This window comes from Acidovorax sp. GW458-11-26-14-TSB4 (assembly GCF_059423865.1).
Map to the genome: position 1 here is coordinate 277760 of NZ_JBWKYR010000006.1, position 14807 is coordinate 292566.

Below are 14807 nucleotides of genomic sequence, written 5' to 3' on the forward strand. Positions count from 1 at the left end.
GCAGGCGCTGGCGCTGTTGCATGCACCCCTCTGGCTGCGAGAACGTGCAGGGGGCGAGGTCTCGGTCAGATGTAGTAAGCCGCCGTCGCCATGCTCGCCGCAGACATGGTTCCGAAGGTGAGGGTGCCGACTACCGATACCTGAAAATCCGTCGCTGCGCTGGAATCAGCGTCCCAGACGTAGTAGACCTTGCCATTGGAACCAACCATGGCGTCAGCGGTGGCAGAGTTGAATGCAAGCACCACCGCCTTGCCGTCGTTGGCTAAGCTGATCTTGCCGGCTTCATTGGCGGTGGATGTGTTGATGTCGCCGACCGATACCGTGGTGCTTCCGAAACGCACTCCGATGTTGTTGGCGCCATTGAGCAGGAGGGTCGTTGGGTCGTTGGCATGCACCGCCGAAGCGGCCACCGAACCAGCACCTCCCAGGAAGAAGGTGAAGTCGAGCTTGCCGCCGCCCGCCAGCGTGCTGATCGTGTCCTGGCCGTTGATTGCCGCTGTGGCCTCAAACTGAATAATGCAGCCTTGTCCTTGCAAGGTGTCATTGCCGCCACCACCCCGCAGCACGTCGGCACCGCCATTGCTGATGATGTTGTCGTGCCCCACGCCGCCCGTGATCTTGTTGTTGCCGGCGCTGCCATTCAAAACAAGGCTACTCAGCGTGAAGGCGCTGGCATCAATGTTCTCGCTGGTGGTCCCAGTGACAAAGCCTGGACCCCGGGTGTCCGTGGTAATCCAATACGAGGTGATGCCGATGAAGTTGTTGGTGATCTGCAGCGTCTCGCCTGCGGTGGATGCAAAGAACGCGTAGTCGGTGCCACCGCCGCTGGTCACGATGTCGCCCGCCGCATGCGCTGCGCTGTTGAAGAAGAAGTAGTCCGTACCGGATCCACCCTGGAGAATGTCCGCACCCTGTCCGGCGAAGATTTTGTTCGTGCCGTTCTTCACCCCGTTCACGGTCATCGCACGGGTGGCGCCCGAGATGTCGATTGAAGCAGCAGAGCCGCTGCCCTTGTCGAATGACAGGTTGATCTCACTGAGGGAGCCCAGGTTGGCGTCGGACAGGAAGGTCAGCGCATAGGCCCGGTTGCTGGTCTGGTCCTGGACGCGCAAAACCTCCACATTGGTGATGCGATCGAGCGACTGCGTGCTGGATATGCTGAATGCGCTGTTGATCTGGACGATATCAGTGCCGCCGCCGCCATCGATGCTGTCCACCACCCCGGAGCCGGAGATGAACGATGCCGCGTCGTAGTAGTAGAAGGAATCCGCGCCGTTGCCGCCGACCAAGGTGTCCACGCCCGAGCCTCCGGTGATGCTGTTCGTGCCCGCGCCCACGCCCTTGAGCGCCATACTCTGGGTCACGCCCCGCAGGTCGAAGTTGCCGGACGAGCTGCCGTTCTTGTCGCCCGACAAGTCGATGGCGGTGACGCCGCTGAGCAAAGCGTCGGAGTTGGCCACTATGCTGTGGGACCGCGTGGTCGCCGACTGCGCCGGTGCATTGATCTGCTCTACCGAGGTCATGCGGCGCAGGTCGCTGGCGGTCGTGAGCGTGATTGCGCTGGTGATGACCACCGCGTCCGTGCCGCTGCCGCCATCGATCAGGTCCACCACCGCATTGCCGGTGATGAATTCGCCCAGCGATGCGTAGAGAAAGCTGTCGTCGCCACCTTCGCCATTGAGCGTGTCGACACCCGCGCCACCGGTGATGACGTCGTTGCCCTCGCCTGCGTTGACGGTGTCGTTGCCATTGCCCAGTGTGATGGTGTTGGCGCCGGCGCCGCCGGTCACCGTAAGCTTGCCCGCCGCGCTGTACGACAGGTTGCCGTTGGCCAGCGCCACGGTGGCGGCGAAGGCGCCTGCCAGGTTCAGCGTCTGGCCGGCCGTGAGGGCCTGTGCATCGATCGACTGCGCCGCACCCAGTGTGACCGAGTTGCTGGCGGCGGCCAGGGTGAAATTCTCCACCGCGGCGTTCAGGGTCTCACCGCTGGTGAGCGCCGTGGTCAGGATGATCTTGTCGTTGCCACCCGAGGCCGTGATGCCACCGGTATTGAAGGTGTTGTACTGGGCCGCCGTCATGGTGATGGCGCCGGCCAGCGCCAGGCGTTCGACCGTGTTGGTGCTGGCGCTGGCGATGTTGGCGCCGTCGGTGGCGGCCAGCACGTCGGCCGCATTGGCCAGGGTGTAGATGCCGGTGACCGTGTTGCCCCCTACGTTCACGGTTGTGGTGTTGCTTACCACGCCATTGACGTGCGTGCCAGCCAGTACCGTGACGCTGTTCGCACCGCCACCGGAGACGGTGTAGGTTTCGACCCCCGCACGTGCGGTGACCGCGCCGCCATCGGTGATCGTCACGAAATCCGATGCCCCAGCTGCCGTGATGCTGGTGATCCCCTCGTGCTGCGCCTGCGCCATGATGATGCCGCCGGTCAGCGTGAGGTTTTCCGCCGTGGTGGTCGCGCCCCCGTTGACACCGGAGATGTTCGCGCCGGTGCTGGCGACGATGGTGTCGGCGGTGTTGCCCAGCGCCCAGGTGCCGGTGACGGTGTTGCCACCGATCGTCACTGTCGCCGATGCGCCCGCACCGCCGTTCGCCGCGCTGAGGTTCGCACCGGCGCTGCCGGCAGGCAGTGTCACATCGTTGGCGCCGGCACCGAAGAGAATGTAGTTCTCGATGCTGCTCTGGGCGGTGAAGTTGCCGGCGGATGCGATCTGTACCGTGTTCGATGTGCTGGCGGCCGAAAAGACCATAGCCTTGTGCTGCTCAACGGTCATCGTCATCGTTCCGGCACCGGTGAACACCAGGTTCTCGGCGGTGGTCGCCAGGCCGCCATTGACGGCGGCAAAGTCGGCGCCGTCCGTGACCCGCAGTACGTCCCCGGCGGCGCCCAGGCTCCAGGTGCCGCTGGCGGTGTTGCCGCCCAGGTTGACCGTGGTCGTGTTGGTGTTGGCGCCAGTCAGGTTCACGCCGGGCTTGTTGGCGGCCACGACAAAGGCGTTGGAGGCGATGCTGGACAGGTGGTAGCCGGCAACGCTGGCGGCATCGTTCTTGCCGTTGACCGTACCGCCGGAGGTGATGCGCACCACGCCCGTGGCACCAGTGACGGCGGAAAGCGCCTGATGCTGGATCTGCGTCATGCTGACGGTACCCGTGATGTCAAGGGCCTCTGCGGTGGTCGCCAGGCCGCTGTTGACCCCCGTGATGTTCGCGCCATTGGTTGCGACGATTATGTCTGCGCCATGGGCCAGCGCCCAGGTGCCGGTGGGCGCAAAGCCGCCAATGGCCAGCGTGGTTGCGCTGCCGGCCGGGCCGCTGAGGTTCTGCGTTGCCGCGCCCAGGCTCACGCTATTGGCGAAGTCGCCGAGCACGAAACTTTCAACGCTGGCCGCCAGCACGCCGGAGGCCTGCGTGGTCAGGGTCAGCGTCTGGCTACCGGTGCTGGCATCGACCAGCGCGGCCTGCGCGGCCGTCAGGGTGTAGCTGCCGGCGGCCAGCACGATGCTGTCGATGCCAGCGACATCGATGGCCGAAATATCGCTGGGCGAGGCGCTGGCGATCACGCTGTCCACGCCGAGCGCCTTCAAGGTGGTGGCTACGCCGCTGCCCAGGGCGGCCAATGTGTCGCGCACGGTGGTGGTGCCCGCATCCGTGAGGGTGCCCGCAGCGCCGGTGCTGCCGATGCGGCCGATGGCCGCCTGCGCGGCGGTGAGGGTGTAGTTCTGCCCGCTGGTCAGTACAAAGCCGCCGGCACCGCTGCCGGTGAAGGCGGTGAGGTCTTCACCGGCGGGATTGGCCACCACCAGGGTGGTGCCCGCGCCGGAGAAGGCCTTGCCGTCCGCCAGTGCACTGTCGATGGCCAGGGTCGAGCCCCCGGGCACGGCAATGCCGGCCAGCGGTCCGGCTACCGTGGCGGTGCCGGTGACGCCGCCGCTGCTGGTGAAGGTGAAGGTACCGCCCGCTTCGGCCACGCTGATCTGGGTGCCTGCGCCGGTGATCGATGCGATGTCGCCCACGCCCTTGGTCGCGGCGAAGGGCAGGGGCCCGCCGTCACCGCCACCCGATGCCGGCGGCTGGCTCAGCACCAGCTTGGCCGCCTCCACCGAGGCCGGGTCCTGGGTCACCTTGTCCAGCACCTTGGCCAGGGCTGCGAAGTCGGTTTCTGCACGGCCCAGGATCTGGGCGTGGTAATAGGCCACCTGCGCCTTGTTCTCCAGCAACCCGCGTGCTGGGGCGTACTGCGGCGGCAGCGTGGGTGATTCCAGGGCCTGCACGGCTGCAAGGATGATCTGCTGCGGCGACGTGCCCGCGTTGAAAAGGTCCGCTGCCAGGCGGTGGAGCCCGGCATCGGACTGCAGGCCCATGCCGGCGAGGAAGTGGGTTGCGAAGGCCTCGCCGCTCATGCCGACCGGGTACAGCGCCTTGAACTGCGGCAGGCCTGCCAGCGCCGAGGCCGTATCGGAAAGATTGCGGCCCAGGTCCTCGAAGCCCTTTTCCACCACGGGCAGGTAGGCACTGCCTGGGGCAATGCCCAGCATGCTGATGACGAGCTTGATGAGCAGCGCTTGCTCTTGTCTGGCGACGGCCATAGGTTCTCCGCAAATGAGGGGTGGCATGCACCGCGCAGCTGCGGAACAACGCGGCGATCATAGGGGCGGCACTGTGCATTGCGCAGCCAGAAAGGCCATATGACGCCATCTTTCGTGCGGAATGAGACACTGCGCCGCTACTGAAAATGCACGTTAACTCCCCACGCCAGCCCACGGGATGGCTGCTGGGAAAACGGCGTGTGCCCAGCGCCTGCCGAGCACCCCCTGCGCACAGGCTGGAACTTGCCGCCTGTGCGTGTTGCTGGAGATGGTTGGGCATTCATTCGCGGCATGCAAGGCGCCGGCCGGCAGCGCATGCATGCTGCCGACCTATTTCACAGCGAGGCCTGTCCCTGCAGGGCCGCTTGGGCGCTGCGCCCTGGCGAGGTTGGCCACCAGCTCCGCCCGCGTCTGGCGCTCCTGCTTCCACGCCGGCTGGCCTGGCGCGATGCGCCACGATGCGCTGAGCGGGCTGTTGTCCACGGTGTCGAAGCCGAATTGGTCGTACAGCCGCTGCACCCACTGCACTGCATCGGGGTGGTCGCTCGACACCGCCAGCGCCAGGCGGCCGGATGTGCCCGCAGGCTGACCCCAGGTGAGGATGCGCGGGGCCTGGATGTGCGTAAAGGCCTTGACCACGCGGGATGTGGGCAGGTGCTCCTGGCGCAGTTCGTGCACCGTCTTTTCGCCGGAATCGACCACCGCAAAATGGCCGTCGCGCCAGGGCATGTAGTTGTTCGTGTCGACCACGATCTTGCCTGCCAGGGCCTGCACCGGCATGTCGTTCACCAGCCGCAGCGGCACGGCCACGACCACCACGTCGCCGGCCTCGGCCGCCTGGGCCGCTGTGGCGGCGCGTGCCGATGGGCCCAGCGCATCGATCAGCTCCCGCAGCGTCTCGGGCCCGCGCGAGTTGGCGATGACGACCCGGTAGCCGTTGGCAATCGCCGCCCGCGCGATGTGGCTGCCGACCTCGCCGGCCCCGATGATGCCGAGGGTGGTCATCGGCCCGCCACCAGCGCTTCGCTGGCGTCCCACAGTTGCCGGGCGCGCTCAGCGTCGAGCGCATACGAGCGCGCGCCGTCGGCAAACGGGTTGGGCGTGTCGTTGACGGGGGCGACCGCGCAGTCCTCCAGGTAGCGCCCGCCGATGGCGTCCTTGTCGGCCACCACGGCGGCCCACACCGTTGTGGCGGCGGCCTGTTCGATGGTCTTCAGTTCCCCCGGGGGCAGGCCCGCATCGGCTCGCGCCTTGCCCACGGTTTCCATCAGGCCCTGCAGCTCATCTTGCGAGAAATGGCGCGGCAGGTTGGTGAAGCTGTTGCCCGGCATCACGGAAGCGGCGCGCACGCCGCGCCCACGGTGGCGCCGGTCGAACTCCACCGCGAAGAGGGCATTGGCCGTCTTGGAGCGGCCGTAAGCCACGAACGGGTCGTAGGGCTGGCGCTCGAAGTTCGGGTCGGCGAGGTCCACGTCGGCCACGCGGTGCGCCTGGGACGACAGCACCACCACGCGCCCGCCATCGACGAGAAGCGGCTCGGTGCGGCGCAGCAGCTCGAAATGGCCGAGGTGGTTGCTGGCGAACTGCAGTTCCAGGCCGTCAGCCGTGCGGCCGAACGGCGTGGCCATCACGCCGGCGTTGGCGATGAGGGCGTCGAATCTCGCACCGGCGCTCAGCAGCGCGTCGGCACCGGCGCGCACGCTGTGCAGGGATGCCAGGTCCAGTTCCACCCAGGTGAGGCGGTTGCCGCCTTGCAGGGTGCTGGCGGCGGCCTCGGCCCGGGCGATGCCGCGCACCGCGCCGACGACGCTGGCACCGTGGGCCAGCAGCGCCCGCGCCGTTTCCAGGCCGATGCCCGAGGCAGCGCCGGTGATGAGGAAGCGCCGGCCCGTGAGGTCGCGGCCTGCGAGCACGTCATCGGCAGTGGATTGGGCGCCGAACGTCCGGGCCAGGGAGGGGGTTGTGGTGGCTGTCATGTGCGCCCCCTTCAGATCGCCAGTCCGCCCGACACGTCGATCACGCTGCCCGTGATGTAGCCCCCGTTCGGCCCTGCCAGGTGGCAGACCAGCGCGGCTACCTCTTCAAGCGTGGCGATGCGGCGGATGGGGTGCAGGTCCATCAGCGCATCGGGCACGCCGTTGCCCAGCACCTCGGCCGCCATGTCGGTGGGCATGACGCCGGGTTGCACGGTGTTGACCGTGATGTTGCGCCCGCCCAGGTCGCGCGCCACGCCCTTGGCATAGCCGGCAATGGCGGCCTTGGTGCCCGCATAGTCGGCCGCACCGGCGAAGGGCACATGCCCGCCGAGCAGCGAGCCGATGAAGACGATGCGCCCTCCGTCTGCCAGCACCGGTGCGGCGGCGCGCGTGGTCGCCACCGTGCCCATGACGTTGACCTGCCACTGGCGGTCCAGGTTCACCGTGTCCAGCGCGGGGTCGTCCACCGTCTTGCCCTGCACGGCAATCGCCGCGTTGTTCACCAGGATGTCGAGTTGGCCCAATTGGGCCAGCACCTGGGCGACAAGCGGCTTGGCGGCTGCCATGTCGGCCTGGTCGCTCTGGATGGCGATGGCCCGCACGCCCTTGGCCTGGAGTTGCGCGACCACCGCCTGCGCCTTGTCGGCCGATGCCACGTAACTGATCGCCACGTCGGCCCCCTGGTCTGCCAGCGCCAGTGCAGTCGCCGCCCCCAGCCCGCGCGAACCGCCCGTTACCAACGCGACCTTGCCTGCCAATGCCTTGCCCATGATGAAAACCTTTCTGTGGATGGATGGGTTCCTGCCCGTATGGAAGGGCTGGTTGTATTCATAACAATCGTTACTATAACGAATGTTATGGAATTGGACAGAGGAGGTCAAGCGGTTTAATATCGATCATTATGAAAAAACAGGAAGCGGTCAGCTGATGGGGCGCCACCGCGAATTCGATGTGGAGAAGGCGCTCGATGCGGCGCTGTGCGTCTTCTGGCGCAAGGGCTACGAGGGCGCGTCGTACACCGACCTGGTGGAGGCCACCGGTGTGGAGCGGCCGGCGCTGTACTCGGCTTTCGGCAACAAGGAGGCGCTGTTTCTGCGCGCGCTCGATCGCTACTACGAGCACTACCTGGACTACATCCCCGTGGCCCTGGAGCAGCCCACCTCGCGCGCCGTGGCCGAGTACGTGCTGCGCCACGCGGTGGACCTGAACACCCGCTACCCCGACCACACGGGCTGCCTGGGCATCAACGGCGTGCTGGCGGGGTCGGACGATGCTGAGCCCGTGCGGCGCGCGCTGATCAAGGCGCGCGCAGATGGCGAAACCCTGTTGCGCGAGCGCTTCGAGCAGGCGCAGCGCGACGGCGACCTGCCCGCCAGCGCCAACAGCGCCGCGCTGGCCGCCTATGTGTGCGCCGTGCTGCACGGCATGGCCGTGCAGGCAAAGGCGGGGTTCAGCCGTGAGGTGCTCGACGCCGTGGTAGACCAGGCGCTGGCCGGCTGGCCTGCGCAGCCCGGGGCGGGGGGGTAGGGCAGACTACCGCTGCTGCGCCGCCAGCCGCAATCCCAGCGCGATCAGGATCACGCCCGATATGCACGATTGCCAGGCCATGAAGCGCTGGTTGCGCACCAGCCGGTCGCGCATGCGGTAGAGCACGGACACCAGGGCCAGCTCGTACAGTGTGTCCATCACCGCCATGGTTGCGCCCAGGATCAGCATCTGCAGCACCACAGAGCCGCGCGCCGGGTCCACGAACTGGGGCAGGAAGGCCAGGAAGAACAGCGCCACCTTGGGGTTGAGCGTGCCCGCCAGGATGGCCTGCGTGAGCGGTGCCTTGGTGGCGCGTGGAGAAGGGAATGTGGCCGCACTCCCATGGCCTGCCCGCGTGCGCAGCGCCTGGATGCCCAGGTAGATGAAGTAGGCCGCCCCGACTTACTTCACCACCGCGAACGCCAGCGCCGAAGTGGCCAGCAGCGCTGACAGGCCCAGTGCCGCGGCTGCAGCGTGCATGAGCGTGCCGATGTTCAGGCCCACGGCCGTGAGCGCACCGGCGCGCCGCCCGCCGGTGAGCGTGTTGGCCAGCACCAGAGCCTGGGCGGGGCCCGGCACCAGGATCAGGGCCGCGCTGGCGGCGACAAAGGCCGCGTAGGAGAGAGGATCGATGGGCAGCATCGTGGTGCGGATGAGTGCGTGCAGCAGTGGAACCCCAAGGGGCTTTGCAGGGCAGGGCACAGTCGCACCTGCGCGGGTGGATCGGGCGTTGTGTCGCGCCACTGTCGGTAACGCAAGTGTGTTGCGTTTTTATTGTGGGGTTTGTATAAATCGATGGCGAACAGAGAAGAAAACCTGGGGAACGGGCGGGGCGGGATCCGCATCGTGCAGGTGGCACCGCACGAAGTGCCCGCATGGACCTCCGAGGACCGCAGCTTCGTCGTGGACAGCGAGCTGGTCCTGCAGCTCACGGAGGGCCGCCTTGGCTATGCGGTGGTCCCCGTGCCCCTCTATGTCAAGACCTATGCCGACGGGCCGCACGGCGCAGGGCCGGGAGACAGCGCATCTGACGGTGCGCTGGCCGGTGAGGCGGTGCACAGCTTCGTCGCCTACCTGGACGGCCAGCCCGCGGGTGGGATGGACCTGTCGCGCCACTGGAGCGGCCATGCCTCCATCGACGATGTGCTGGTTGCCCAGGCGTTCCGGCGCAAGGGGGTTGCCCGGGCGCTGGTGGTGCACGCCATCGCCTGGTCGCGTGCGCGGCAACTGGCGGGCGTGGTGCTGGAGACGCAGAACAACAATGTGGCGGCCTGCCGCCTGTACGCCGCCTGCGGGTTCGAGCTCAGGGGCTTCGACGCGGACCTGTACCGGGGCTTGGCGCCGGGCACACGCGAGGTGGCCTTGTTCTGGTACTGGCGCGCGCGGCGCTGATTGTGCGGCCATGGGCATGGGGCCAAGGTCATCGAGGGCGGCTATAGTGCCTGCGCGGCGCCGGGCTTGGCGACGGCGGGGCCTGTGCGTGCTCCAACGAACCACCGGCCAAGGCCCGCCGCGAAAGGAACACCCCCGATGCCCGGATCCCACCTCGACGCCCCGCTGTTCATCAAGGACATCTACGAAACCCAGGTCGATACCGCCATAACTCCGTTCTTCTTCAACGATGGTGGCATGCCGGTCTACCTGACAGAGCCGCCCGAGGGCCTCAAGCCGCTGGTGCCGGCTGCCACCGATCCAGCCCTGGCCGTAGGCAACGAGTACCTGGTGGCCGATGTGCTGGGCGTCAAGCCCACACCGCCCTATGGTGTCGAGACGCAACTGGGCTTTGCGGCCGAGGAGGTGGTGTTCGCACCCCTGTGGGCCACGCGCAGCATCGCGGCGGCGTTCGGCATTACGCTGGTGGAGCCCGGGCAGGCCGTCCAGATCGAGAGCCCGGTGACCGAGCTGCAGCAGGTGGAGTACGAATACGGTGCCTTCGCCGGCCACTGGTCGCCCTACCAGGGCACGGGCAATGCCCTGCTCAGCGTGGTCTGCACCGACCTGGAGCACCATGATTTCCCGCACGTGTTCGCCTCCACCGACCCGACCAAGCCGCTGGTGATTTCGGTGGGCCGCTACTGGCCGGCGCTGGGAAAGATACGCCTGGCCGACCTGTGGGTGCCGCGCGGCAGTGCGCTCTATGTGCCGCCCAAGCCGGCCAGCAGCGACCCGGCGGCTGTGATCGACCTGCACAACAACCGCAACTCGGCCCGTGCCTGCTGGGGCGACATCCACCAGAACAGCATCACCACGCACACGCTGCTGCGGACGCAGGGGGGATTCTTCTACTGGTACTGGAACGCGGTTGCCACAGTACACAGCCAGCCAGTGGCCGTCCGCTGACACTCGGATACGCATCATCCAGCAGAAAAGCCGAAGAGAGAACGCAGATGGACATGTCCGACGTGAAGGGGCTCGGCGACGACGACAGCGATGGCCTGGTCTACAAGACCCTGCTGGAATCGACCCGCGCCATCCCCTGGAAGGCCGATTGGGCGACGATGAAGTTCGCCTATATCGGGCCGCAGATCAAGCCCTGGAGAACCCGCGCGACCTGGTGGCCCGCTTTGGCGGCGAGGAGTTCATCATCCTGCTGCCCGGCGCCGATGCCGCTGCCGCCCTCAAGGTGGCCGAGCGCTGCCAGCGCCTGATCCAGAAGCAGGCCATCGCCCACGCCCAGTCGCCGCACGGCCAGCGCGTGACGCTGAGCATCGGCGCGGGCACGGCCACACCGGCCGACTATGCCACCCCGTCGGAGTTCATCGAGGCGGTGGACCGGCAGCTGTATGCGGCCAAGAAGAATGGGCGCAACCGCATCGAAGTGGTGTGAGTGCGCAGCCTGGCTGCTGAACCAGGCCCCTGGCGCTTACTTCAGATCACCTGCACACGGCAGGTGCAAGCCCTCGGCCGTGGTGATCGACCGCGCCGCACGCACGGCGCGCGCCGTGGCAATCGCAGTCGCCTCGGCCGCCATGGTCGACAGCACCATCATCCCCGGGTTCTTGCCCGAGACGCCCGTGCCCAGCGTGAACAAGGTGTCGCCATCGGACATGGTGTGCACCGGGTTGATGCTGCGCGCCAGCCCATCGTGCGCGGCCACGGCCAGGCGGTGGGCCTGCACCTTGGTGATGGTGGCATCGGTCGCGATCACGCCGATGGTGGTGTTGGTGCCGGCCAGCAGGGGTTTGGGAAGCTCGCCGCGCAGCAGGGCGCGGCGTGTGTCGCGCAGTTGTTTGCCATCGTCGGTGCGGGCGCCGGCGATGACCTGGGCGGTGTCGGGGTCGACTACGTCACCCAAGGCATTGCAGGCGATGAGCGCGCCCACGGTGACGCCATCCACGGTGACCGATGCCGTGCCGATGCCGCCCTTCATCGCATTCTGGATGCCGAAGATCTTGCCCACGGCCGCCCCCGTGCCCCCGCCCACATTGCCCTCGGCCGGGTCGGCGCGCGAGGCGGCCTCGCACGCGGCGTAGCCGGCCGCCGCATCGGGGCGTATGCGCATGTCGCCCACCAGCAGGTCGAACAACACGGCGCTGGGCACCAGCGGCAGGCGGCCCACCACCACGTCGAAGCCGATGCCGCGCTCTTCCAGCCAGCGCACCGCGCCGCTGGCCGCGTCCAGCCCCCACGAGCTGCCGCCCGCCAGCATGATGCCGTGCACTTTTTCCACCAGGTTGGACGGGTCGAGCAGGTCCGTCTCGCGCGTGCCCGGGGCCGCGCCGCGCACATCCACGCCACCGACTGCGCCGTCGCGCGCCAGGATCACGGTACAACCCGTGGGCCGGCGCGTGTCGGTGAAATGGCCCACCTCGATGCCGGGCACGCGGGTGATGCTGCCGGCGTCGTGGTGGCTAGCGTGGAGGCTGGAAGAGGGGGGGGTAGTTGTCTTTGGGGTCGTCATGCCCTGTGATTATGGGCGGTGCAAAACCGCAGTCGGCCGGTCCGGCAGATCGACTTGTTTCGGCCCCGATGTAACGGTGCGTCTAAGGGCGGTTGAACGTGACGGGTATCACCTCTCTTGCGAAGACGGAGCAGCACAATGGGGCGATAAAACAAGAGAGGAAGGATCACCATGACGACACCCCACTGGCGTCGGGCTTTGGCCTGTCTGCTGCCTGCCCTGCTGGCGGGCCTGGGTTCATCGGGCGCCGTGCAGGCGCAGAGCATTGCCACGGGTTCGCGACATGGGCTGGCGCTGCAGCCCGATGGCAGCGTGCTGGCCTGGGGCGACAACCGGCAGGCGCAGCTGGGCTTTGGCAAGGTTGTGTATTCGGAGGTGGCGGGTGAGATCGCGCTGCCGTCCAGGGCCGTTGCCGTGCGGGCCAGCAGCGCTGGTGTGCTGGTCCTCGATGCCGATGGCAACGTGTGGAGCTGGGGCACCAACCGCAAAGGGCAGTTGGGCGATGGCACGCTTGCGGACCGGAGCACACCGAAGGTCATTTTTCGCGGCGCCACTGCCATCACCAATGGCGACGAATACCTGCCCTCGTTCCTGATCGACAAGGACGGGCAGCCTTGGTGGTGGGGCCCGTTGCCTTCCGGGGAGGACGCAGCGCTGCCACGTCGGGCTGCGCAGGTGCCAGCGCGGCTCACGCGGGTTGAGCAAGGCGGGAAGACCACGATTGCGCTGGATGAGCAAGGCAGGGTGTGGTCCTGGGGCGAGGGAGTGGCTTGCGCGGCCTCGCCCGAATTCACAGGCCCTGTCGCCATGGCGGACCTGCCTCCCATCACGGACATTGCCATCGCCGCGAATCCGTCCAGCCGGGCAACTCCTTTGAACCAGTATCCGCAGTTTCCACGGTCGCTGGTGTACGGAATGGACCGTGACGGACGTGTCTGGAAATGGGGGACCGAGCCCGGCTTCCCCAGCCAGCAAAGTTTACCCCCGCCGCCGCAAACCTTTTGCCCGCCCGTGCAGACGCCGCAGAACCTCAGCGGCTTCTTTTACCGGCTGCGGATCCATCCGGATCTGGCGCGCTCCGGGGTGGTTATCCAGCGCACGATTCCAGCCGCATGGAGCACACTGGGGCTGACTGCGGGCGGAGACCTCTGGCAATGGAAGGACGTGATTGAAGGGGAAGCTCCCGGCGTGCGCCTGACTTTGCGACGCGTCGCCACCGATGTGATCGATGCGAGTGGCTATGCCAGCGAGGGGATCTACCTGCGCCCTGGTCTCTTGTACATCACGCGCGATGGCAAGCTCTACGGCATGGGCTCCAATACCAGCGGACACTTGGCCACACCTGCAAGCCAGATCAATGGCCTGTCCAGCCCGGGACGCGTGGCCTTGCCTGCGGGCGCCGCGAGCGTGCATGCGCAGCCTACAGGGAGCTATGCGCTGCTCAACGACGGAAGAATTTTTGCCTGGGGCCTGGGCGCTGCCGTGTTCGATCTGGCCAGGTACTTCGACATGGGGCGCTATTCGCAGACGCCCACCCACTTCCCATTGCCTGCACCGGTCGTGAAGCTGGCCGTCGGGTTGGACCAATGGCTTGCGGTGGATGCATCGGGAAGCGTCTGGAGCTCCAACGGCTGGGGCAGTGAAATAAGGCCCGGCAATGCCTACCAGGCGGCCATGGTGAGCCGATCCACCGGCATGCCGCTGGCGAGGGATGCCGCAGTAGGCAGCTATGACTACGGTGCGATCCTCGGAGTCGACGGGTCCGTGTGGACCATCGGCAGCGGTGCAGGCATTGCCCCGCCCCCACCCGGGATTGGCATGGCGGAGTTCTTTGCCTGGCAGGCGCTTCCGCGCAAGGTGCTGGGCCTGCCGCCCTCCATCGTTCAGGTGGCCTCTATCGGAGATGTGAGCGCCAAGGCGTCGTATGCCCTGGACGCCTCGGGCGGAGTGTGGTTCTGGGGTGACCGCACTTTTTATGGAATCGCCGGCCAGGATGGCGCGGCCCTTCCATTCGTCGAGCGCACTGTCAACACCCCCATGCTGCTGCCCCTGGGGCAGAAGGCCACTGCCATCCGCACCCATGACCTGAGCTTCTGCGCGGTGCTGGAAGATGGCTCTGCGCAGTGCTACGGCAAATTCTTCAACGAGCATCTCGGCCAGCAGTTGCGGCTGCATGCGCCAATCAGGGAGCTGTCCATCGGCGCGGATGAGCAGACGCTGGGGTTGGCGCGCGGCAAGCGCAGCGGCACGGTGCACCTGCGTCTGGCCGACGGCACAGTCTGGGCCTGGGGGCAGGGCCGTTACGGGCAATTGGGCTCGGGCACCTTTGCCAATGCCGCAGAGCCTGTGCCCGTACTCAACGAGGCTGGCACCGGCGACCTGGATCTGGACCCTGTCACGCCCAACGTGGCCACCGCCAGCCGCCCGCCATTCCGTGTGAAGACCCGCCTGGTGGGCAACCTGCGCACGCTGTCGTTCGACGCGGATGTGTTTGGCACCGCAGCAGGGAGTGGCGCTGGCAACGGCACCACCAACCTCTACGCCTTCGCCACCGCCGACCTCGACACCTGGATGCAGCTGGACGGGCAGGGCCAATGGAGCCTGCTGCGCGCGCCGGTGCCTGCCGCCGCCGGCAACGTGCCGCTTGCCGGCGAAGGCCAGTCGGTGCCGCTGCCCATCCTGCCGCAGTTCGTGGGCACGGGGCTGGCGGGTGTGCGGGTTTTCGTAGGGCAGGGGCGCGATGCGCAGGAGATGCTGCAGGCGCAGCGCTTTCGCGAGGTACTGGAGCTCGCGCCCGAAGACTGAACACACAGCGCT

At 67.3% G+C, this 14807-nt stretch carries 9 protein-coding genes and 2 pseudogenes; 5 read left to right on the forward strand and 6 right to left on the reverse strand.

Going from position 1 to position 14807, the window contains the following annotated elements; translation table 11 throughout:
* Positions 1–65 precede the first annotated feature (65 nt).
* From AC07X5_RS15615 to AC07X5_RS15630, 4 genes are all read right to left on the reverse strand, one after another.
* Entirely contained in the window at positions 66–4586 is a 4521-nt protein-coding gene (locus tag AC07X5_RS15615; protein ID WP_494770903.1) for a beta strand repeat-containing protein, read from the reverse strand.
* A gap of 330 nt (positions 4587–4916) precedes the next feature.
* Entirely contained in the window at positions 4917–5591 is a 675-nt protein-coding gene (locus tag AC07X5_RS15620) for an NADPH-dependent F420 reductase (RefSeq protein ID WP_494770904.1), read from the reverse strand.
* A complete protein-coding gene (locus AC07X5_RS15625; RefSeq protein WP_494770905.1) occupies positions 5588–6562 on the reverse strand; it encodes an SDR family NAD(P)-dependent oxidoreductase in 975 nt (324 codons plus the stop codon). Before AC07X5_RS15625 ends, AC07X5_RS15620 begins: the two co-directional genes overlap by 4 nt.
* 11 nt (positions 6563–6573) lie before the next feature.
* Positions 6574–7332: an SDR family NAD(P)-dependent oxidoreductase gene (locus AC07X5_RS15630; protein WP_494770906.1), complete on the reverse strand. Its 759-nt coding sequence runs from the start codon at positions 7330–7332 to the stop codon at positions 6574–6576.
* A gap of 157 nt (positions 7333–7489) precedes the next feature.
* Between AC07X5_RS15630 and AC07X5_RS15635 the strand changes: the two genes are divergently transcribed.
* Positions 7490–8089 (forward strand): TetR/AcrR family transcriptional regulator, encoded by a 600-nt coding sequence (locus AC07X5_RS15635; protein WP_494770907.1) that lies wholly within the window; start codon positions 7490–7492, stop codon positions 8087–8089.
* A gap of 6 nt (positions 8090–8095) precedes the next feature.
* On the opposite strand, the pseudogene AC07X5_RS15640 reads toward AC07X5_RS15635, so the two are convergent.
* A pseudogene (locus tag AC07X5_RS15640) lies at positions 8096–8731 on the reverse strand (LysE family translocator).
* 153 nt (positions 8732–8884) lie between these two features.
* Between AC07X5_RS15640 and AC07X5_RS15645 the strand changes: the two are divergent.
* From AC07X5_RS15645 to AC07X5_RS15655, 3 genes and pseudogenes are all read left to right on the forward strand, one after another.
* Complete coding sequence (locus tag AC07X5_RS15645) at positions 8885–9481, forward strand: GNAT family N-acetyltransferase (protein ID WP_494770908.1); 597 nt, start codon at positions 8885–8887, stop codon at positions 9479–9481.
* A 138-nt stretch (positions 9482–9619) separates the two neighbouring features.
* The gene (locus tag AC07X5_RS15650; RefSeq protein WP_409961917.1) at positions 9620–10429 is read left to right on the forward strand and encodes a hypothetical protein; all 810 of its coding nucleotides are present in this window, start codon (positions 9620–9622) and stop codon (positions 10427–10429) included.
* A 190-nt stretch (positions 10430–10619) separates the two neighbouring features.
* Positions 10620–10916: pseudogene (locus tag AC07X5_RS15655) on the forward strand (diguanylate cyclase domain-containing protein); the annotation flags it as partial.
* 36 nt (positions 10917–10952) lie between these two features.
* On the opposite strand, the gene AC07X5_RS15660 reads toward AC07X5_RS15655, so the two are convergent.
* The gene (locus tag AC07X5_RS15660) at positions 10953–11990 is read right to left on the reverse strand and encodes a P1 family peptidase (RefSeq protein WP_494770909.1); all 1038 of its coding nucleotides are present in this window, start codon (positions 11988–11990) and stop codon (positions 10953–10955) included.
* Positions 11991–12161: 171 nt separating this feature from the next.
* Here AC07X5_RS15660 and AC07X5_RS15665 point away from each other — a divergent pair, with 171 nt between their 5' ends.
* Positions 12162–14795 (forward strand): RCC1 domain-containing protein, encoded by a 2634-nt coding sequence (locus AC07X5_RS15665; RefSeq protein WP_494770910.1) that lies wholly within the window; start codon positions 12162–12164, stop codon positions 14793–14795.
* Positions 14796–14807: the final 12 nt, after the last annotated feature.